The organism is Rhodobacter maris, assembly GCF_900217815.1.
GTDB lineage: Bacteria > Pseudomonadota > Alphaproteobacteria > Rhodobacterales > Rhodobacteraceae > Rhodobacter > Rhodobacter maris.
Map to the genome: position 1 here is coordinate 519,050 of NZ_OBMT01000001.1, position 19,497 is coordinate 538,546.

Consider the following 19,497-nt stretch of genomic DNA (forward strand, 5'->3'; position numbering starts at 1 on the left):
ATCTTGCGCAGTTCATCTCAACCCCGGCGCCGCCCGGCCCGGTTCAGAACAACCCCTCTATCGCGCCCGTCGCATCAAGCCCGATCGTCTCGGCCGCGGGCACCCGCGGCAGGCCCGGCATCGTCATGATCTCGCCGCAGATCGCCACCACAAATCCCGCCCCGGCGCTTAGCCGCACCTCGCGCACCGGCACCACATGGCCCTCGGGCGCGCCGCGCAGGCTCGGATCGGTCGAAAAGGAGTATTGCGTCTTCGCCATGCAGATCGGCAGATCGCCATAGCCCGCCGCTTCCCAGGCCTTGAGCTGGGCGCGGATCTGGGGCGCCGCCACGACCTCGCCCGCATGGTAGATCTTCATCGCAATCGTCTCGATCTTCTCGAAGAGCCCCATCGCATCGGGATAGAGCGGCGCGAAGCGGCTCGGCTGCTCCGTGAGCGCGACGACCTTGCGGGCAAGCTCCGCCGCCCCGGCCCCGCCTTCGGCCCAGTGATGGCACAGCACCGCCTCGCAGCCCTGCGCGGCAACATAGTCCTGCACCGCGGCAATCTCCGCCTCGCTATCGGCGTCGAAATGATTGATCGCAACGACGACCGGCACGCCAAAGCCCCGCGTATTGGCGATATGGCGGCCAAGGTTTGCACAGCCTGCCGTGACCGCGGCCACATTCTCGGCGCCGAGATCGGCGCGCACCACACCGCCGTTCATCTTGAGCGCCCGCACCGTGGCAACGATCACCGCCGCCGCGGGGCTGAGCCCCGCCTTGCGGCATTTGATGTCGAAGAATTTCTCCGCCCCGAGATCGGCGCCAAAGCCCGCTTCCGTCACCACATAATCTGCGAGCCGCAGCGCCGCGCGGGTGGCGATGACCGAATTGCAGCCATGCGCGATATTGGCGAAAGGCCCGCCATGCACAAAGGCGGGCGTGTGCTCGATCGTCTGCACGAGGTTGGGCTGCATCGCCTCGCGCAGCAGCACCACCATGGCACCATCAGCCTTGAGATCGGCGCAGGTGACGGGGCGGCGCTCGAAATCGGAGCCGATCACGATCCGCCCGAGCCGGGCCTGCAGGTCGGCAAGATCCGTGGCAAGGCACAGGCAGGCCATCACTTCGGAGGCCACCGTGATGTCAAAACCGGTCTGGCGCGGAAAGCCGTTGCCGGGCTCGCCCAGCCCCACCACGACATCGCGCAAAGCGCGGTCGTTCATGTCGAGCACCCGGCGCCAGACCACGCGGCGGGTGTCGATGCCCAGATGATTGCCCCAGTAGATATGGTTGTCGATCATCGCGGCAAGCAGGTTGTGGGCCGCGGTGATGGCATGGAAATCACCGGTGAAATGCAGGTTCATGTCTTCCATCGGCACGATCTGCGACAGCCCGCCGCCCGCCGCTCCGCCCTTCATGCCGAAGTTCGGGCCAAGCGAAGCCTCGCGGATGCAGATCGCCGCGCGCTTGCCGATATGGGAAAGCGCATCGCCCAGCCCCACCGTCGTCGTGGTCTTGCCCTCGCCCGCAGGCGTCGGATTGACCGCGGTGACGAGGATGAGCTTGCCCTCGCCGCGCCCCTCGAGGCCCTTGAGGAAGGCCGCATCCACTTTCGCCTTGTCGCGGCCATAGGGGATGAGCGCATCTTCGGGGATGCCGATCTTCGCGCCGATCTCTGCCATCGGGCGGCGCGGCGCGGCGCGGGCGATCTCGATATCGGATTTCATCGTCATGGGTCTCCTTACCCCTTGCCCTGGCTGGAACCCTGACGCCTGCGACATCAGGAACACTATCGCGCTCCCCTACCCCCGGCGCGGCGCGATTGCGACCCCCCTTGGCGAGAATGCGCCAGTGCAAACCAGAAAGCCGGGACGAATCCCGGCTTTCTTCGCAACGTTTCGCTGTGGCTCCGGCTTAGGCGCCCGGTTCGGGCGCGATGCCGGGCTTGGTGGCCGGCTTGGTGCGTGGCAGCGAGGTGACGGTGGGCAAGCTGCCCGAGGGGCGCGCCTCGTCATCGTCATTGCCGAGCGGCTCGCCCGCCATCACCTTGCGGATCTCGTCGCCGGTGAGAGTTTCATATTCCAGAAGGCCCTGCGCCAGCCGCTCCCATTCCTCGCGGTTTTCCTCGATGATCCGGCGCGCGTCGATGTAGCCCTGTTCGATGAGCCCGCGCACCTCGTCCTCGATCAGTTCCTTGGTCTTGGTCGAGACCGAGAAGCCGCCGGTATTGCCCTGATAGCCCTCATGCGCCTCGGAATAGTCGATGTTGCCGACCTTGTCGGACATGCCCCAGCGCATCACCATCGCCCGCGCAATCGCCGAAGCCTGCATGATGTCGCCCGCCGGGCCGTTCGAGACATGCTCTTCGCCCCATTTCAGGATCTCGGCCGCCTTGCCCGCCATGGTCATGGCGATCTTCTGCTTGGCCTCGTCCTTGTGGTAGTTGAGCTTGTCCATTTCGGGCAGCGAGACCACCATGCCAAGCGCCTGGCCGCGGGGAATGATCGTCGCCTTGTAGACCGGGTCGCATTTGGGCAGCTTCAGCCCGACGACGGCGTGACCGGCCTCGTGATAGGCGGTCATCTCCTTCTGTTCGGGGGTGAGCACCATCGAGCGGCGCTCGACACCCATCATCACCTTGTCTTTCGCATTCTCGAAATCATCCATGGTGACGAAGCGCCGGCCCACACGCGCCGCCATCAGCGCCGCCTCGTTGACAAGGTTGGCAAGGTCCGCCCCGGAAAAGCCCGGCGTGCCGCGGGCGATCACGCGCAGGTCGACATCGGGCCCGGTCGGCACCTTGCGGGCATGAACGGTAAGGATCTTCTCGCGGCCCTTGATGTCGGGGTTCGGCACATGGATCTGCCGGTCAAACCGGCCCGGGCGCAACAGCGCCGGATCGAGCACGTCCTTGCGGTTCGTCGCGGCGATGATGATGATGCCTTCATTCGCCTCGAACCCGTCCATCTCGACCAGAAGCTGGTTCAGCGTCTGCTCACGCTCGTCATTGCCACCGCCGATGCCCACACCGCGGGCCCGGCCCACCGCGTCGATCTCGTCGATGAAAACGATGCAGGGCGCGTTCTTCTTCGCCTGATCGAACATGTCGCGCACGCGGGACGCGCCGACGCCGACAAACATCTCGACGAAGTCGGAGCCCGAGATGGTGAAGAAGGGCACGCCCGCCTCGCCCGCAATCGCGCGCGCCAGCAGGGTTTTCCCGGTGCCGGGCGGGCCGACGAGCAGCGCGCCTTTCGGGATCTTGCCGCCGAGACGGGAGAATTTCTGCGGGTTGCGCAGGAATTCGACGATCTCCTCAAGCTCTTCTTTCGCCTCGTCGATGCCAGCGACATCGTCAAAGGTCACCCGGCCATGCTTTTCGGTCAGAAGCTTCGCCTTGGACTTGCCAAAGCCCATCGCGCCGCCTTTGCCGCCGCCCTGCATGCGGTTCATGAAGAAGAACCACAGCCCGATCATGATCAGGAAGGGCAGCCAGACGCCGAGGATCGACATCAGGCCGGATTGCTCCTGCTTGACCACATTCACCGCAACACCCTTCGAGATCAGATGCTCGGCGATCTCGTCGGATTGCGGCTTGACGGTGGAGAAATTGTTGCCGTCCCCATCCTGATAGCGCACGTCCTCGCCATCGAGCTGCACCTGTTTCACATCGCCGTTGTCGACGGCGGCAATGAAATCGGAATAGGACACTTGCCGCGCGTTGAGCGGGCCTTGGCCATTGCCGAGCAGGTTGAACAGCACCAGGATGAGCACGAAGAGCAGGGCCCAGAAAGCCAGGTTGCGCGCGTTGCCCAAGAGATACCTCCAAAGAAAGACAGGGCACCGCCCCGGGAGGCGATGCCGTTGCCAGTGAAAATAGGGATTAAGTGCCGAGGTTCAACGCCTGATTAGCGCATTCGCAAAACTGCCGCGCACAATCCGGGCCTTCCAACCGTTTTCGAGCCCCGCAAGCGGTGCCGCTACGAGCGTTTCGCCACGCCAGACGCCCGGCGAGGCCAGAGCGGAAGGCCGCGGCAGCCCCGCCGCGCGCCAGGTCTGGGCTTGTTTGAGCCCCGCCTCGCCCAGCGCAGCAATTTCAAGGCCCGGCGCCTCGGGGCCGGAGAGTATCCAGCGATCCCAGACCTGCCCCGAAGGCACCCTGAGCCCCGTCACGGCCCCGGCCTCGCGGGTGATGCGGATCGCTTCATCCCCGACGATGAGGCGGCAACCATGCAACGTGCTGTCGCGCCGAGTGCGCCAGTGGGTCAGGAAGTCGAGCACCTTTGCGGCGCGGGGCGGATACTCTGCGCCCGAGACCCAGCCAAGCGCGGCATTGATCAGCCGCCGTGCGGTCTCCGGATCGAAGATATTGCGGAAGGCCTGCGCCTCGATCAGCACATCGCCCGCGTCTTCCCGCACATGCGCGGCGGCGAGCCGCTGCAGCGAGAGGCTCACTGCCTGCTCCGCCATCGCCAGATGGCCGACGACGGCGGTGATCTTGTCGGCGCTGAGCCCGAGCGGCGCGAGCATCGCCAGCGCCTGCCGGGCCCGCACCCGCTCGAACTGCGGGTTCTGGTTCGAGGGATCCTCGACCCAGCCGATGCCCTGGCGGCCCAGATATCCTCGCAGGTCAGCCCGGCTCTGGCCGAGGAAAGGCCGAAGCCAGAGCACCTCTTCTTCCACGAATGCTTCGCGCATGCCCGAGAGCCCCTCGAGCCCGGCCTCGCGGGCTAGCCGCATCAGGAAGGTTTCGGCCTGATCATCGGCGGTATGGCCCAGTGCCACCACACGAATGCCCCGCCCGCGCGCCCAAGCGCCGATGAGCCTGAGCCGCGCGCGCCGCGCCGCATCCATCAGGTTGCCCTCGGCGCGGCTGCCATCCCAACTCAGCTTGGTGAAGGGAATACCACGATCGGCACAGAACCTGGCCACGAAAGCGGCTTCCGCCGCCGCCTCGGGGCGCAACCCGTGATCGACGGTCACCGCAGCGACCGCGTGGAGCTGCGAGAGCAGCGCAAGCGTCGCCATCGAATCAGACCCTCCGGAAACGGCCACGCCGATCCGGCCCGGCTTTGGAAGGTACAGATTCAGCACCGCCTCGGCCGCCCAGAACAACGCCCCATCTTCGGGCGGAACGGTTCCGGCCTCAAGCGCGGCGCGCAGCGCCTCCGGAGGCGTCTCGGTCACCGGCAGCCGAGCGCGGCCTGCGCCGCGCCGACCTGCCCCGCCGCACCGCTGCCCGGAAAGCGCGCGGGCACTTCGGCCAACGTCGCGCAGGCTTCGGTCTGCTGGCCAAGCGCGCCCAGCGCCTTGCCCAATTCCAGAAGGTTGTCGGCGGCACGCGGCCCCTCGGGCGCGGCCGAGAAGGCATCGAGCCAGGCGCGGGCAGCATTGGGCACATCGCCCGCCTTGTTCAGCGCCGCGCCACGCAGATAGCCCGCGTCATCGGTCAGGGGGCCGCCCGGATAGGTCGCGGCAAAGGTCTTAAAGAGGTCCGCAGCGGCGCGAAAGTCACCTTGATCGAGCACCCCCTTGGCCCGATCAAAGTCTGCTTGTTCGTTCATTGCCAGATTACCACCCGAGCCCGCCGCAACGGAACTCGGCGCGGGCGCGGTCACCGCATCCGCCGTGGTCGCCGCGCCGCCCAGGGGTTGCGCCTGCCCGACCGTCGCCGGATCGCAGCCCTGTTCCATCTCGCAGATCCGGAACTCCAGATCGCCGACCCGGTTCGTGCCGTCTTTCACCACCTGCTCGACCCGGTTCTCGAGCGCCTCGGTGCGGGAGGTGAGCCGGGTAAGCTCGGCCTCCATCGTATCCATGCGTTGCAGCGCCGAGGCGCCGCCCGCAGCCTGCATCCCCTGCGCGCCCGAAGCCACAAGCTCGGCGCGCAGGCTCTGCAATTGCCCCGACAACTGCGCGAGTTCCGCGCGGATGTCGGCCAGCGTTTCGGCACCGGCGGGCATGGACATCGCCAGCGCAAGCATCGCCGCTTCCGCGGCCTGTCGCATCCCCCGCCGCATCGGCTCAGCTCCCCGCGCCGAGCGAGATCACGGTGACGGCGCGGCGGTTCTTCGAATAACATTCCTCGCTCGAGCAGACCGCAAGCGGGCGCTCCTTGCCATAGGAAACGGTGCGCAGGCGCGCGCCCGACACCCCTTGCGAGATCAGATATTCCTGCACTGCGCTGGCGCGACGGGCCCCGAGTGCGAGGTTGTATTCGCGCGTGCCCTGTTCGTCGGCATGACCTTCGACGATCGCGGCATAGTTCTGATGCGCGTTGAGCCATTGCGCCTGCCCGGAGAGGATCGAGCGGGCTTCATCGGTCAGCGTCGACTGGTCGACGACGAAATGCACGGTGTCGCCCACTGTGGCGGAGAAATAGGCGGGCGAGTTCGGGTCGTTGATCGAGCCCTGCGAGATCGCGCCGTCGCCGAAGGCGCCGCCCGGATCGACCACGCCGTTCGCGCCGTTCTTGGAGGGGTTGTTGCAGGCCGCCAGCGCGATCAGCGCAAGGCCCATGGCCGCTTTGGTGACAAGATGCATGGTTTACCGCCTTTGGTTCATTTGCCCGTTCGGGTCACAGTATCAGGTTTGTCCGGGGATGGGAATCAGGGCAGAAGCGGGCCCCAGCTCGGGTCCGACGCGCCGCCGACACCCTCGATGGCCTTCAGGTTCCGCCCCGAAATATCGACCGTGTAGAGCTTCGCGCCGCCCGCGGCGCCGGGGCTCTCGCGGGTGAACATGATCACCCTTCCGTTCGGCGACCAGGTCGGGCCCTCGTCGAGGAAGGACGCCGTAAGCAGCCGCTCTTCCGAGCCATCGGTGCGCATCACACCGATGAAGAAACGCCCGCCCGCCTGTTTGGTGAAGGCGATCAGGTCCCCCCGCGGCGACCACACTGGCGTACCGTAGCGCCCCTCGCCGAACGAAATCCGCACCGGCTCCCCGCCGCTTGCGGGCATCACATAGATCTGCTGCGTGCCGGAGCGGTCGCTTTCAAACACCACGCGCGAGCCGTCCGGGCTGAAATCGGGCGCGGTCTCGATGGCCGGGGAATTGGTCAGCCGCTCGGCGCCGCCGCCCGAGACCGACATCCGGTAAAGGTCGGTATTGCCGTTTTGCTCGAGCGAATAGATCACCGAGCCGCCATCGCGCGAGAACCGCGGCGAGAAGGTCATCGTGCCGGGGGTTTCCGGCAGAAGCTGGCCCGCGGCATTGCCGACATTCATCATCTTGATGCGCGGGAAGCCGGTCTCGAACGTGGTGAAGAGAATCCGGTCGCCCTGCGGTGCAAAGCGCGGCGCAAGCACGATGGTTGAGCTGTCGGTCAGATAGCTGATATTCGCGCCATCGTAATCCATCACCGCGAGGCGTTTTTGCCGTTTGTCTTTTGGCCCGGATTCGGAGACGAACACGACCCGGCTGTCAAAATAGCCGCTCTCGCCGGTGATGCGCGCATAGATCACATCGGCCACCTTGTGCGCGAGGCGGCGCCAGCTTTGCGGGCTCGCGGCGAGTTGCTGGCCATCGCCGAGTTGCGCGCCGGAATAGATGTCGAAAAGGCGGAATTTCACCACCACCTTGCCACCCGAAAGCCCGACCGAGCCGGTGATCAGCGCCTGCGCGTTGATCGCCTGCCAGTCCGGATAGCTCACCGGCGTCTCGAAGCTCGCGAAGCGCTGGATATGCGCGCTTTCCGGGATCTCGCGGAAGAGCCCGGTGCCCGAAAGGTCGGCCGCGATCACGCGCGTGATGTCCGAGGTGAGCCCCCCCGCGCCCTCGTTGATGAAGGTCGGCAGCGCATAGGGCAGCGGCTCGATCACCCCTTCGTCGATCTCGATATGCAGCGGCCCCTGCTGCGCCGCCGCCAGTCCCGTCGTCATCATCAGCGCCGCGACTGCGGCCAATATCCAACGCACCATCATCCTACCTCGCCGGGCTTTCGCCCCTGTCTAACGTCTGTTCAGGCCCGCGGTTCATCACAAGCGCCTGAGGCGCCCGTTTTGCCCCGGGGCCGTGTCATTTCATCCGCATCTTCGACGGGTCGAAGACGATCTCGATCTGCTGCCACCAGCCATATTTTTCCGCCGGCAACGGGAAGCCATCGGAGCCGCAGCGAATGATCGCGCGGCGCGCCGCCTCGAAGGCCTGTTTCGCCGCCGCCTCCGAGCCGCCCGTGTAGCCCGCCATCTTGATCGACGCGCTCACCGGATGGCCGTTTTCCTGCATGTCGACCCGCACCGTGACCGAGGTGCGCATCGCCTCCGAGGAGAGCGCGCCCACGTTCCAGCAGGCCTTCACATCGACGATCAGCGCTTCCTTCTCGCCCGCCGTCACGGGCGGGCCGTTCTTGGCAATGCCGAGCCCGCCGGTGCCGGTGCCGCTGTCCTCGGCCATCGCTTCGGCAAGGGCATCAGCCACCGCATCCGAAGACGTGGGTTTCGACGCGGCGGGTTTGGCCGGTTTCGCCGGTTTGGCGGGCGTTGCCGCCGCCGTCGCGGTTTCGGAGGGCGTGGCCGGTTTCGGCGCATCCGGTTTGGGCGGGGTCGGCTTGGTGCGCGGCCGGGGCGAGGATTTCGGCGCCGAGGTCGTCGGCTTTTCCTCGGCCTCGGTGGCTTCCGTCACGATCTCGGTGGTCGCCTCGGGGGGCGCTGCCTCTTCTTTCGGCTCCTCGACCGGCTTTTCGGGCTCGGCGGTCTCCTCGGGTTTCGTCTCGGCCACGGCGGTATCGGAGACTTTCGCATCCGGGGCGGGCGCTTCCGACGGCGTCGGCGCCACCCGCATCGCGGGTTTCGGGCGTGGCCGGGGCGAGAATTCGGGCGCATCGGTATCTTGCGGCTCTTCGACCGGCGGCATCATCGAGGGCGGCACTTCCGTCACCTCGGCGGGCGGCGTGGGCTCGGTCAGATCGCTCATGTCGGGCACCGCCTCAGCCTCCGGCGGCGTGGCGGGTTTTTCCGGCGGCACCGGCGTTTCCGGCACGGCCTCGGGGGTCGGCTCCTCGGGCGCGGGCGCCTCTTCGGCGGGCACTTCGGGCTGCTCGGGCGGCGCTTCGCCCGCCTTCGGCGCGGCGGCCTGAAGGGCTGCGAATTCCGCCTCGGAAATCATGCCCGCGGGCTTCACCTCCACCGGTTCGGTTGGGGTGGGCGGAAACAGCCATGTGCCGATGAGCGCCCACAGGATCACCGCGGCATGCAGCGCCGCCGAGACCCCCGTGCCGATCTTTTCCGCCCGATCCATGCGCATGATGCGCTCAGTTCCCTGCTGGCGTGTTGCCCGTCAGCGACGGCCCACCCGGGTCGGTGACAAGGATGATGTCATTGAAGCCGCCCGCATTAAGCGCGCCCATCACCTGCACCACGCGGGCATATTCGATACCGCCATCGGCGCGCAGATAGACCTTGGTGCTGTCGCGCTCGGCGGCAATCGCCTTGAGCCGGTCGACAAGTTCGCCCTCGGGCACTTCGGTGTTCATCAAGGAGACCTTGCCATCGACCTGAAGCGAGACCGCAAGCGGCTCTTCCTGTTCGGTCGGCACCGCCTTGGCCGCGGTTTTCGGCAACTCCAGCGGCACGCCCACCGTCATCATCGGCGCTGCCACCATGAAGATGATCAAGAGCACCAGCATCACGTCGACCATCGGCGTGACGTTGATCTCGGCCATGGCGGCATGTTTGCCCTTGCCACCCCGGCGGCGCCGCGATCCGCCCCCGCCGCGTTTCATCACCCCCGCGCCCATCGCTTACGCGTCCAGTTGGCGCGAGAGGATGGTGGAGAATTCGTCGGCAAAAGCCTCGTAGCCCGAGGTGATCTTGTCGGCATCCGACGAGAGCTTGTTATAGGCGACAACCGCCGGAATGGCGGCGATGAGGCCGATCGCCGTGGCGACAAGCGCCTCTGAAATGCCGGGCGCCACAACGGCGAGCGAGGTATTTTGCGAGATCGCGATTTCCTCGAAGGCAACCTTGATCCCCCAGACCGTGCCGAAAAGGCCGATGAAAGGCGCCGTCGAGCCCACTGTGGCGAGGAAGGAAAGGCCCGCGTTCAACCCCTCGCCCTCTTTCGCGATCGCCACATCCATCGAGCGCTCGATCCGCGCCTGAGCGCCGGCGATCAGCTCGCCATCGTGGCGGTGGCTGCGGCGCCATTCGAGCATGCCTGCTGCGAAAATGCGCTGGCTCGCGCCATCGGGCGCCGGGCCGATCTGGTCGAACAGCTCATCAAGCGGCTCTCCCGACCAGAAGGCGCGGTCGAAGGCATCGGCCTCGAGCCTTGCGGCCCGGAAGGAAATATATTTGCGGATGATGATCGACCAGGACCAGAAACTGGCGAAGGTAAGCACGATCATCACGAGTTTGACGGTCAGCGAGGCGCGCAGAAAAAGTGCAAGCAAGGAGAAATCCATCTCCTGCGCCATCGCAAGGGTTTGCTGATCCATGGGTCACTGCTCTCATACGGGCCGCGTTTCGGGCCTCATTAGCAGTGATTCTACCGCATATTGAGGGGGGGCGCCATAACTTCTCCGTCATTTCGGAGCGCGCCCGCCCCTTCAGTGCAAAGGCGGGGCCAGTTTGCGGCGCATCTCGGCCGGAAGGCGTGCCGCCGCTCCGGCTTCCGTCAGGCAGACAATGGTGACAGTGGCGGCAAAAAGCTTCTCTGTCCCGCGCCAGACCCCTTGTTCCACAATGAAACGCGCGCCCGTCTCGGCGACAAGCTCGGTGCTTACAGTCAGCGCGTCGTCGAATTTCGCGGGTTTGAGATAATCCGCCTCAACGCGGCGCACGGCAAACACGAGCCCCTGATCACGTTTGAGTGCGACCTGATCGACACCGAGGTCGCGCACCCATTCCGAGCGCCCCCGCTCGATGAACTTGAGGTAATTGGCGTAATAGACGATGCCCGCGAGGTCGGTATCCTCGTAGTAAACACGGATCGGGAAGTCGTGGCGCATCAGGCTTCTCCCATCGCGGCAACGCGGGCCGCCAGGCGCAAGGCATGGCTCGGATCGCGCGCCACCGCAGGCAGCACCGGGTCATAGGCGGCGCGGATCACCGCCGCCACATCGGGGCGCACCACGGCAAGGCCGCGTGCCTGCGCAAGGGGCGCGTGGGCGGCAAAGGCGTTCTCGCCCCAGGTCAGGATCATCTGCACCGCTAGATTGAGCGCAATCGTGTCGGCGGGCACTTCGTCGAGCGCCGGGTCCATGCGGATGAAGCAAAAGCAGGCCCGGATCGCCCCCTCGGTATCGAAGCGGAAGGTGCGGTATTGCCGCGCGCCCGCATCGTCGAGCCGGGCCACAACATCTTGCAGCCCGTCGATCATCTGGTCGAGGTTGGGCACCTCGAGGAGTTCCTGCCAGTCACGGAAAAAGAAAACCATCAGGTTGGCGCCGATCTCCATGTCGGTCTCGGCCATCCGCGCGCCTGCCATCACCGCAACCGCCTCAATCGCACCCTTGACGGTGGTGAGCGTCGCCGCATCGACGCCAAAGACGATCGGTACGATCGGTCGCCCCCAGCGCGCGCAGAGATAGGTGCCATCCGCCCCGGTGAAAAGCGATCCAATCTCTTCGGGCCCCGGCATATCGTTCGGTTCCGTCATCCGATCCCCCTCTGCTCATGCCAGCCTAGGACATCGGGCCCGGATTGGCAAACCGCTGCGTTCAGAAAGGCGCCCCGGAGCGCCACCGCGGCCAGCGCGTGGCCCCCATTTCCGTGCCAGACCGGGGTCATGCGTTCGCCCGCGGCGCCTCCTGCGCCATGAACGCCGCCACCGCCGAAATCTCTTCCGCCGTCATCCGCAAGCCCAGCTTCGTGCGCCGCCAGAGCACATCCTCGGCCGTTTGCGCCCATTCGCGCTGGATCAGCCAGCGCAATTCGGCCTCCGTAAGCCCCGCGCCGAAATCGCGGCCGAGTTCCGGAGCACGTCTGGCCGCCCCGAGCAGATCGAACGCCTCGGTGCCATAGGCATGGGCCATGCGCAGCGCCCGTGCCTCGCCGAGGAACGGATAGCGGATCCGGAGCCGCTCGGTGAGCGCGCGCGCACCATAGCCAAAAGCGCCCCCCGGCAAGGGCACGCCCGCGGTCCAGCCCGGTTTCAGCCCCGGGAAATGCGGCGCAAGCCGGTCGAGCGCAGCCTCGGAAAGGCGCCGGTAGGTGGTGATCTTGCCGCCGTAGATATTGAGCAGAGGGGCGTCATCCGAATCGAGATGAAGCACATAGTCGCGCGATGCCGCGGTGGCCGATTTCGTGCCGTCATCATAAAGCGGCCGCACCCCGGCAAAACTCCAGACCACATCTTCGGCCGAGATCGGCTGTTCGAGATAGCCATTGGCGAAAGCGATCAGATAATCCCGCTCTGCCTCGGTGCAAGTGGCCGTCGCGGGGCTCGCCTCGTGCGCGACTTCGGTGGTGCCGATCAGGGTGAAATCCTGCTCGTAGGGCAGAAGAAAAATGATCCGCCCGTCACGCCCCTGCAGAAACAGCGCCCGGTCATGCGCGAAAAGCCGCTTCGTGACGATATGCGCGCCGCGCACAAGGCGCACCTTGGCAGGCGACCGGCCATGGAGAATGCCCGTGAGCACCGCATCCGCCCAGGGCCCGGTGGCATTGACGAGGGCGCGTGCGTGATGCGTGGCGGGGCCGTCAGGCCCCTCGGTGCGGATCTGCCAGTGATCGGCCAGGCGCGTGGCGCCTACCACCTTTGTGCGGGTCAGCACCTCGGCGCCGCGGGCGGCGGCATCGCGGGCGTTGAGCACGACAAGCCGGGCATCGTCGACCCAGCCATCGGAATATTCCCAACCTTTGCGGAAACCGGGTTTGAGCCCCCAGCGGATCCTGCCCTTGGTGAGATCGATCCGTTTCGTGCCGTCAAGGCTGCTCTTGCCGCCGAGATGGTCATAAAGGAAAAGCCCGAGCCGAAGGAGCCACGCGGGGCGGCGCCCCTTCCACCAGGGGGCGACATGCCCGAGCAGGCGGCTCGTCGGCGTTGCCGTGTCGAACCGCATCTGCGGGTCATAGGGCAGCACGAAGCGCATCGGAAAGGCAATATGCGGCATCGCCTTCAGCAGAATCTCGCGTTCGGAAAGCGCCTCGCGCACCAGCTTGAACTCGAAATAGTCAAGATAGCGCAGCCCGCCGTGGAAAAGCTTCGAAGAGGCCGAAGACGTGCCCTGCGCCAGATCCCCCTGTTCGGCGAGCCGCACCTTGAGCCCGCGCCCCGCCGCATCGCGCGCAATGCCGCATCCGTTCACCCCGCCGCCGATCACGAACAGATCGACCCGTTCCGGTTCCGCCATGCGCCTCTCCTTTTTCCCTGGCGGGATCATGGCGCTTTGGCCGCGATTGGCAAGCCGCGGAAACACAATTTTCCGCGCCGCGGCATGGAGGCCTTGCGCGCCCGCCCCTTCGCGCTTGCCCGGCCCCGCGGCCAAGCCTATAAGGCCGCCATGACCGGGCTTTGCTTCATACATCGAATTACCGGCCCGGCGCTCTGACGCGTCAGGGTTGCCGGGACCACATGAGAGCCAGCCCCGGGCGCATTGGCGCCCCCTCCAGCCTGAATGGATATGAGATGAGCGCCGACACGCCCGAAACTTCCGTCGATTACCGCGAGACTGTTTTCCTGCCCGAGACCGAATTCCCGATGCGCGCAAACCTGCCCGCCCGCGAACCCGAATGGCTCGAGCGCTGGGCCCGGATCGGCATCTATGACCGGCTGCGCGAAAAGGCGGGCCGCCCCGCCTTCGTGCTGCATGACGGCCCTCCTTACGCCAACGGGCATCTGCACATCGGCCATGCGCTGAACAAGACGATCAAGGACATCATCGTGCGCAGCCATCAGATGATGGGCTTTGACAGCCGCTATGTGCCCGGCTGGGACTGCCACGGCCTGCCGATCGAATGGAAGATCGAGGAACAATACCGCGCCAAGGGGCTCAACAAGGACGATGTCGACACTGTCGCCTTCCGGCAGGAGTGCCGCCGCTTCGCTCAGAGCTGGGTTGATACCCAGCGCGAGGAATTCAAGCGTCTCGGGATCACCGGCAAGTGGCAAGACCCTTATCTGACGATGGATTACCACGCAGAGGCCGTGATCGCCGAGGAGTTCATGAAATTCCTGATGAACGGCACGCTCTATCAAGGCTCGAAGCCGGTGATGTGGTCGCCCGTGGAAAAGACGGCGCTGGCCGAGGCGGAAGTGGAATACCACGACCACACCAGCCACACGATCTGGGTGCGGTTCAAGCCGCGCAAGGGGCTTGAGGGCTGCACTGTGGTGATCTGGACCACCACGCCCTGGACGATCCCGCAAAACCGTGCTGTCGCCTATGGCCCCGAGATTGCCTACGGCCTCTACGAGGTGACCGGGCGCCCGGAGCAAAGCACTGCCATCATCGGCGAGCAGCTTGTGTTGTCGGATGCGCTCGCGGCGCAAGTCATGGCTGCCGCGAAACTCGATGAAGCGATGTATCGCCGCCTACGCGATGTGCCGGCTTCCGAGTTCGAAGGCGTTGTCCTCGCCCATCCCTATGCGGGGATCGAAGGCGGCAACGGCGAATGGGAGTTCGACGTGCCGATGCTGCCGGGCGATCACGTGACCGACGATGCGGGCACGGGCTTTGTGCATACCGCGCCGAGCCATGGCGATGACGACTATCAGCTTGGCCTGAAGTTCGGCCTGAAGATGACCTACAACGTCGAGCCCGATGGGACTTACCGCGCTTCGCTGCCGGTTTTTGGCGGGCAGGCGATCATCGAGCCCGATGGCAAGGATGGCCCGGCCAACGTGTCCAACATCAAAGCGCTGCATGCGCAAGGCGCGCTTCTGGCAAAGGGCAAGCTGAAGCACTCCTACCCGCATTCTTGGCGCTCCAAGGCGCCACTGATCTATCGCAACACGCCACAATGGTTTGCCGCCATCGACCACAAGCTCGCGGACGGCATGGGCACTTATGGCGACACGATCCGCACGCGCGCACTCTACTCGATCGAGGAACTGGTGCAGTTCACCCCCCCGGCCGGGCGCAACCGCCTGCATTCGATGATCGAGACTCGCCCCGACTGGGTTCTCAGCCGTCAACGCGCCTGGGGCGTGCCATTGACTTGCTTCACCAAGAAGGGCGCGCAACCGACTGACTCGGATTTCCTCTTGCGTAACGCAGAGGTCAACGCCCGTATCTCCGCCGCGTTCGAAACGGACGGCGCGGATGTCTGGTATACGCCGGGCTTTAAGGAAAAGATGCTCGAAGGCATCGCCAACCCGGCGGAATACACTCAGGTCTTCGACGTGCTCGATGTCTGGTTTGACAGCGGCTCGACCCATGCTTTCGTGCTGCGCGACCGCGCGGATGGCACCGAGGATGGCATCGCAGATGTTTACATGGAAGGCACCGACCAGCACCGCGGCTGGTTCCATTCCTCATTGCTGCAAGCCTGCGCCACCAAGGGGCGTGCTCCGTATCGCAATGTCGTGACGCATGGCTTCACGCTCGACGAGAAGGGCATGAAAATGTCCAAATCGATCGGCAACACCGTGGCCCCGCAACAGGTGATCGATGAATACGGGGCCGATATTCTGCGGCTCTGGGTGGCGCAGTCCGACTACACGGCGGATCAGCGCATCGGACCGAAGATCCTCAAGGGCACCGCCGACAGCTACCGGCGTTTGCGCAACACGCTGCGCTTCATGCTCGGCGCGCTCGCGGGCTACAGCGAGACCGAGGCCGTGGCCCCCGAGGCGATGCCGGAGCTGGAACGCTGGGTGCTGCACCGGCTTGCCGAACTTGATGAGACGGTGCGCGCGGGCTACACCGCCTATGACTTCCAGGGCGTGTTCCAGAGCCTCTTCACCTTCTGCACGGTGGACCTTTCGGCCTTCTATTTCGACATCCGCAAGGACGCGCTTTATTGCGACGGGCCGGAAAGCCCGCGCCGCCGCGCCACGCGCACGGTGCTGGACCTCTTGTTCCACCGGTTGACGAAATGGCTCGCGCCGATGCTGCCCTTCACGATGGAAGATGTCTGGCTCTCGCGCTTCCCGGGCGCGGAGAACTCCGTCCACCTCGAAGATTTCGCCGAAACGCCGAAGGCTTGGCTTGCGCCGGAGCTGGCGGCGAAATGGGAGGGCATCCGCCGCGCACGGCGCGCCGTGACCGCAGCGCTCGAAGTGCAGCGCACCGCCAAGGTGATCGGCGCGAGCCTTGAGGCGGCCCCGGTCGTGCATGTCGAGGATGCGGGCCTTGAGGCGGCGCTGAAATCGGTCGAGTTTGCCGATATCTGCATCACTTCGGACCTCATCCTGACCACGGACCCGGCGCCCTCGGAAGCCTTCCGCCTGCCCGAAGTGCCGGGCGTGGCCGTAGTGTTCGAGACCGCGAGCGGCGCAAAATGCGAGCGCTGCTGGAAGATCCTGCCCGATGTGGGCAGCCATGCCCATGCGCAGACCTGCAAACGCTGCAACGACGTGCTGGGCTGAGCCGCTCGGATCTCGCTCCCCTGAGGGCGCCTTCGGGCGCCCTTTCGCTTGCGCGGCTGGCGGCAAAATCGCGGGGGCAGGGTCCGGGCGACGCAACCGCGCGCAGTCCCGCGCCCCACCGCCGCGTCCCACTTCCGTGCCGTGACGCTGGGTTCCGCTTTGCCTCATCCCTCGCGCGGGGCAAGATTGCCCGAACGAGGGAGGCACCAGATGCGCTATGACACGATCCGCTACGATTTCGCCGATGGGCTGGCCGTCATCACGCTTGAGCGCCCCGAAGTGATGAACGCGCTCAACGCGGCGATGCGGGCCGAACTCACCGGCGCCCTCGCCCGCGCGAGCACGGAGGCACGCGCCGTGGTGCTGACCGGCTCGGGCCGCGCCTTCTGCGCCGGACAGGATCTGAACGACGGCTCGGCGATCGAAGATCTCGAAACGCTGTTGCGCACCGAATACGACCCGATGCTGCGCGCCATCACCGAGGCGCCGGTGCCGGTGATCGCCGCGGTGAACGGGGCGGCGGCGGGGGCCGGCGCCAATCTGGCGCTCGCCGCCGATGTGGTGATCGCCACGCACTCGGCCGCCTTCCTGCAGGCCTTCACCCGGATCGGCCTGATGCCCGATGCGGGGGGCACCTGGACCCTGCCGCGGCAGGTGGGGCTCGCGCGGGCGATGGGAATGGCGCTTTTCGCCGAAAAGATCAGCGCCGAGGACGCGGCCCGGATCGGGCTGATCTGGGAAGCGGTTCCCGATGCCGATTTCGAAGCGCATTGGCGCACGCGGGCGATGCAGCTCGCACAGGGGCCAACTGCGGCCTATCGCGCAGTGAAAGAGGCGCTTCGGGCAAGCTTTGGCAACGATCTGGGCGCACAGCTCGCGCTCGAGGCACGGTTGCAAGGCGCTTTGGGGCGCAGCGCCGATTGCCGCGAAGGGGTGGCTGCCTTCCTCGAAAAGCGCCCCCCACGCTTTGCCGGCGCCTGAGCGGCATCCGCGCGCTTGCCCGCCTCCGCGCTCCGCGCTAGGCAGGGCGGGCGCGGGCGTGGCGGAATGGTAGACGCATGGGACTTAAACTCCCTCGGAGGCAACTCCATACCGGTTCGAGTCCGGTCGCCCGCACCAGCCGCTTCACGCCGTGAGGATTCCGCGCTTGCCCCGCCCCGCCGCCACTCCTAAACCGGGTCAAGCCCGGAGGAGGAGCCATGGCCCGCAGACCACAAACCCCGCTCGAAGAGCGCCCGAAAACACGCCGCGTTGCCGGGCTGAGGGGCCTCGCCCCCTTTCTCGCCCCCTATCGCGGGCTTGCCCTCGCCACGCTTGCAGCCCTCGTGCTCACCGCCTGCGTCACGCTGATCCTGCCCGTTGCGGCGCGTCGCGTGGTAGACAGCTTCCAGTCCGGCGGCGAACTGCTCGATGAGTATTTCCTCGCCGCCCATATCATCGCGATCTTGCTCGCCGTCGGCACCGCCACCCGCTACTGGCTGGTGACGCGGTTTGGCGAGCGCGTTGTTTCCGATATCCGCAAGGCCGTGTTCGACCGTGTGATCGGGCTCTCACCTGCCTTCTATGAGAAGATCCTGACCGGCGAGATCATCTCGCGCATCACCACCGACACCACGCTGATCCAGTCCCTGATCGGCTCCTCTGTCTCCGTCGCGCTGCGCAATATCCTGATCCTCGCAGGCGGGCTCTTCATGTTGCTCCTCACTTCGGCCAAGCTGACCGGGCTCGTGCTCCTGATCGTGCCGCTCGTGATCGTGCCAATCATCGTCATGGGGCGCAGGCTGCGCCGGCTCAGCCGCGAAAATCAGGACTGGATAGCCTCCTCCTCCGGCTCGGCCTCGGAGGCGCTCAGTTCCGTGCAGACGGTGCAGGCCTTCACCCATGAGCCGCGCACCCGGAGCGCCTTTTCCGAGGTGACCGAGAAGGCCTTCACCGTCGCTTCCGCCCGCATCACCATGCGCGCGGTGATGACGGCGGTGGTGATCTTCCTCGTCTTCGCGGGCATCGTCGGCGTGCTCTGGATCGGCGCGCGTGACGTACGCGAAGGGCTGATGTCGGTGGGTGAACTGGTTCAGTTCGTCATCTATGCGGTGATGGTGGCCGCCGCGGTGGGGGCGCTGAGCGAGATCTGGGGTGAGCTTTTGCGCGCTGCTGGGGCGACCGAGCGACTCGTCGAACTCCTCGGGGCGGAGGATCAGGTGCGCGACCCGGAGCGCCCCGAGGCGCTGCCGATGCCCGCAAAAGGCGCCATCGCCTTTGAAAACGTCACCTTCCACTATCCGTCGCGGCCCGAGATGTCGGCGCTCGACAATGTCAGCCTCGCCATCGCACCGGGCGAGACGGTGGCGCTGGTCGGCCCTTCCGGGGCGGGAAAAACCACGATCATCCAGTTGATCTTGCGGTTCTATGACCCGGAAACCGGGCGCGTGACGATTGACGGCCACGACCTGCGCCGCCTCAAGCGCGCCGAGTTCCGCCGCGCCCTGGCGCTTGTGCCGCAAGACCCGGTGATCTTTGCGACGACCGCGCGCGAGAACATCCGGTTCGGTCGCCCGGAGGCGAGCGATGCCGAGGTGGAGGCGGCCGCGCGCGCCGCCCATGCGCTCGACTTTCTGCAGGCCCTGCCGCAGGGGTTTGACACCTATGTGGGCGAGCGCGGCGTGATGCTTTCGGGCGGGCAAAAGCAGCGCATCGCCATTGCCCGCGCGATCCTGCGCGATGCGCCGATCCTGCTGCTTGACGAGGCCACCTCGGCGCTCGATGCCGCCTCCGAGCGCGCGGTGCAGGCCGCCGTGGACGAGATGCGCGCCACCCGCACCACGCTCATTGTGGCGCACCGGCTCGCCACGGTGAAGAAAGCAGACCGGATTCTGGTCTTTGACCATGGCCGCATCGTCGCGCAGGGCACGCATGAGAGCCTTGTTGCCGAGGGCGGGCTCTATGCCGAACTGGCGCGGCTGCAATTCACCACCGGGGGGCTCGCGGACTGAGCCCTTCACGCGGCGTCAGGCCGCGCGATGACGTGACGTTTCGTCGC

Annotated in this window: 15 protein-coding genes and 1 tRNA gene; 4 read left to right on the forward strand and 12 right to left on the reverse strand. The window is 66.2% G+C overall.

What is annotated here, in order from left to right:
• Positions 1-43: 43 nt before the first annotated feature.
• The 12 genes from CRO22_RS02455 to glpD all read right to left on the reverse strand — a co-directional run bounded on the left by CRO22_RS02455 (position 44) and on the right by glpD (position 13,281).
• The gene (locus CRO22_RS02455; protein ID WP_097068507.1) at positions 44-1,717 is read right to left on the reverse strand and encodes a formate--tetrahydrofolate ligase; all 1,674 of its coding nucleotides are present in this window, start codon (positions 1,715-1,717) and stop codon (positions 44-46) included.
• 181 nt (positions 1,718-1,898) lie between these two features.
• Positions 1,899-3,800 carry an ATP-dependent zinc metalloprotease FtsH gene (ftsH, locus tag CRO22_RS02460; RefSeq protein WP_097068508.1) on the reverse strand — a complete coding sequence of 634 codons (1,902 nt, stop codon included), beginning with the start codon at positions 3,798-3,800 and terminating at the stop codon, positions 1,899-1,901.
• An 81-nt stretch (positions 3,801-3,881) separates the two neighbouring features.
• Positions 3,882-5,171: a tRNA lysidine(34) synthetase TilS gene (gene tilS / locus CRO22_RS02465; protein WP_245860853.1), complete on the reverse strand. Its 1,290-nt coding sequence runs from the start codon at positions 5,169-5,171 to the stop codon at positions 3,882-3,884.
• Complete coding sequence (gene ybgF / locus CRO22_RS02470; RefSeq protein ID WP_097068863.1) at positions 5,168-5,992, reverse strand: tol-pal system protein YbgF; 825 nt, start codon at positions 5,990-5,992, stop codon at positions 5,168-5,170. Before ybgF ends, tilS begins: the two co-directional genes overlap by 4 nt.
• Positions 5,993-6,008: 16 nt before the next feature.
• Positions 6,009-6,527 carry a peptidoglycan-associated lipoprotein Pal gene (pal, locus tag CRO22_RS02475; RefSeq protein ID WP_097068509.1) on the reverse strand — a complete coding sequence of 173 codons (519 nt, stop codon included), beginning with the start codon at positions 6,525-6,527 and terminating at the stop codon, positions 6,009-6,011.
• A 65-nt stretch (positions 6,528-6,592) separates the two neighbouring features.
• Positions 6,593-7,906 carry a Tol-Pal system beta propeller repeat protein TolB gene (gene tolB / locus CRO22_RS02480; RefSeq protein ID WP_097068864.1) on the reverse strand — a complete coding sequence of 438 codons (1,314 nt, stop codon included), beginning with the start codon at positions 7,904-7,906 and terminating at the stop codon, positions 6,593-6,595.
• Between the two features lie 97 nt (positions 7,907-8,003).
• The gene (locus CRO22_RS02485) at positions 8,004-9,230 is read right to left on the reverse strand and encodes a cell envelope biogenesis protein TolA (protein WP_097068510.1); all 1,227 of its coding nucleotides are present in this window, start codon (positions 9,228-9,230) and stop codon (positions 8,004-8,006) included.
• A 7-nt stretch (positions 9,231-9,237) separates the two neighbouring features.
• Positions 9,238-9,723, reverse strand: a complete 486-nt coding sequence (locus CRO22_RS02490) for an ExbD/TolR family protein (protein WP_097068511.1) — start codon at positions 9,721-9,723, stop codon at positions 9,238-9,240.
• Between the two features lie 3 nt (positions 9,724-9,726).
• Complete coding sequence (gene tolQ, locus CRO22_RS02495; protein ID WP_097068512.1) at positions 9,727-10,422, reverse strand: protein TolQ; 696 nt, start codon at positions 10,420-10,422, stop codon at positions 9,727-9,729.
• A 111-nt stretch (positions 10,423-10,533) separates the two neighbouring features.
• Positions 10,534-10,935 (reverse strand): tol-pal system-associated acyl-CoA thioesterase, encoded by a 402-nt coding sequence (gene ybgC / locus CRO22_RS02500; protein ID WP_097068513.1) that lies wholly within the window; start codon positions 10,933-10,935, stop codon positions 10,534-10,536.
• Complete coding sequence (locus tag CRO22_RS02505) at positions 10,935-11,585, reverse strand: hypothetical protein (RefSeq protein ID WP_245860854.1); 651 nt, start codon at positions 11,583-11,585, stop codon at positions 10,935-10,937. Before CRO22_RS02505 ends, ybgC begins: the two co-directional genes overlap by 1 nt.
• Positions 11,586-11,712: 127 nt before the next feature.
• Positions 11,713-13,281: a glycerol-3-phosphate dehydrogenase gene (gene glpD / locus CRO22_RS02510; protein ID WP_097068866.1), complete on the reverse strand. Its 1,569-nt coding sequence runs from the start codon at positions 13,279-13,281 to the stop codon at positions 11,713-11,715.
• A gap of 275 nt (positions 13,282-13,556) precedes the next feature.
• Between glpD and ileS the strand changes: the two genes are divergently transcribed.
• From ileS to CRO22_RS02530, 4 genes are all read left to right on the forward strand, one after another.
• On the forward strand, positions 13,557-16,460 hold the full coding sequence (gene ileS / locus CRO22_RS02515) for an isoleucine--tRNA ligase (protein ID WP_097068514.1): 2,904 nt from the start codon (positions 13,557-13,559) through the stop codon (positions 16,458-16,460).
• A gap of 210 nt (positions 16,461-16,670) precedes the next feature.
• The gene (locus tag CRO22_RS02520) at positions 16,671-17,441 is read left to right on the forward strand and encodes an enoyl-CoA hydratase-related protein (protein ID WP_097068515.1); all 771 of its coding nucleotides are present in this window, start codon (positions 16,671-16,673) and stop codon (positions 17,439-17,441) included.
• 52 nt (positions 17,442-17,493) lie between these two features.
• Positions 17,494-17,579: transfer RNA gene (locus tag CRO22_RS02525), tRNA-Leu, on the forward strand.
• An 80-nt stretch (positions 17,580-17,659) separates the two neighbouring features.
• Positions 17,660-19,450, forward strand: a complete 1,791-nt coding sequence (locus CRO22_RS02530; protein ID WP_097068516.1) for an ABC transporter transmembrane domain-containing protein — start codon at positions 17,660-17,662, stop codon at positions 19,448-19,450.
• Positions 19,451-19,497: the final 47 nt, after the last annotated feature.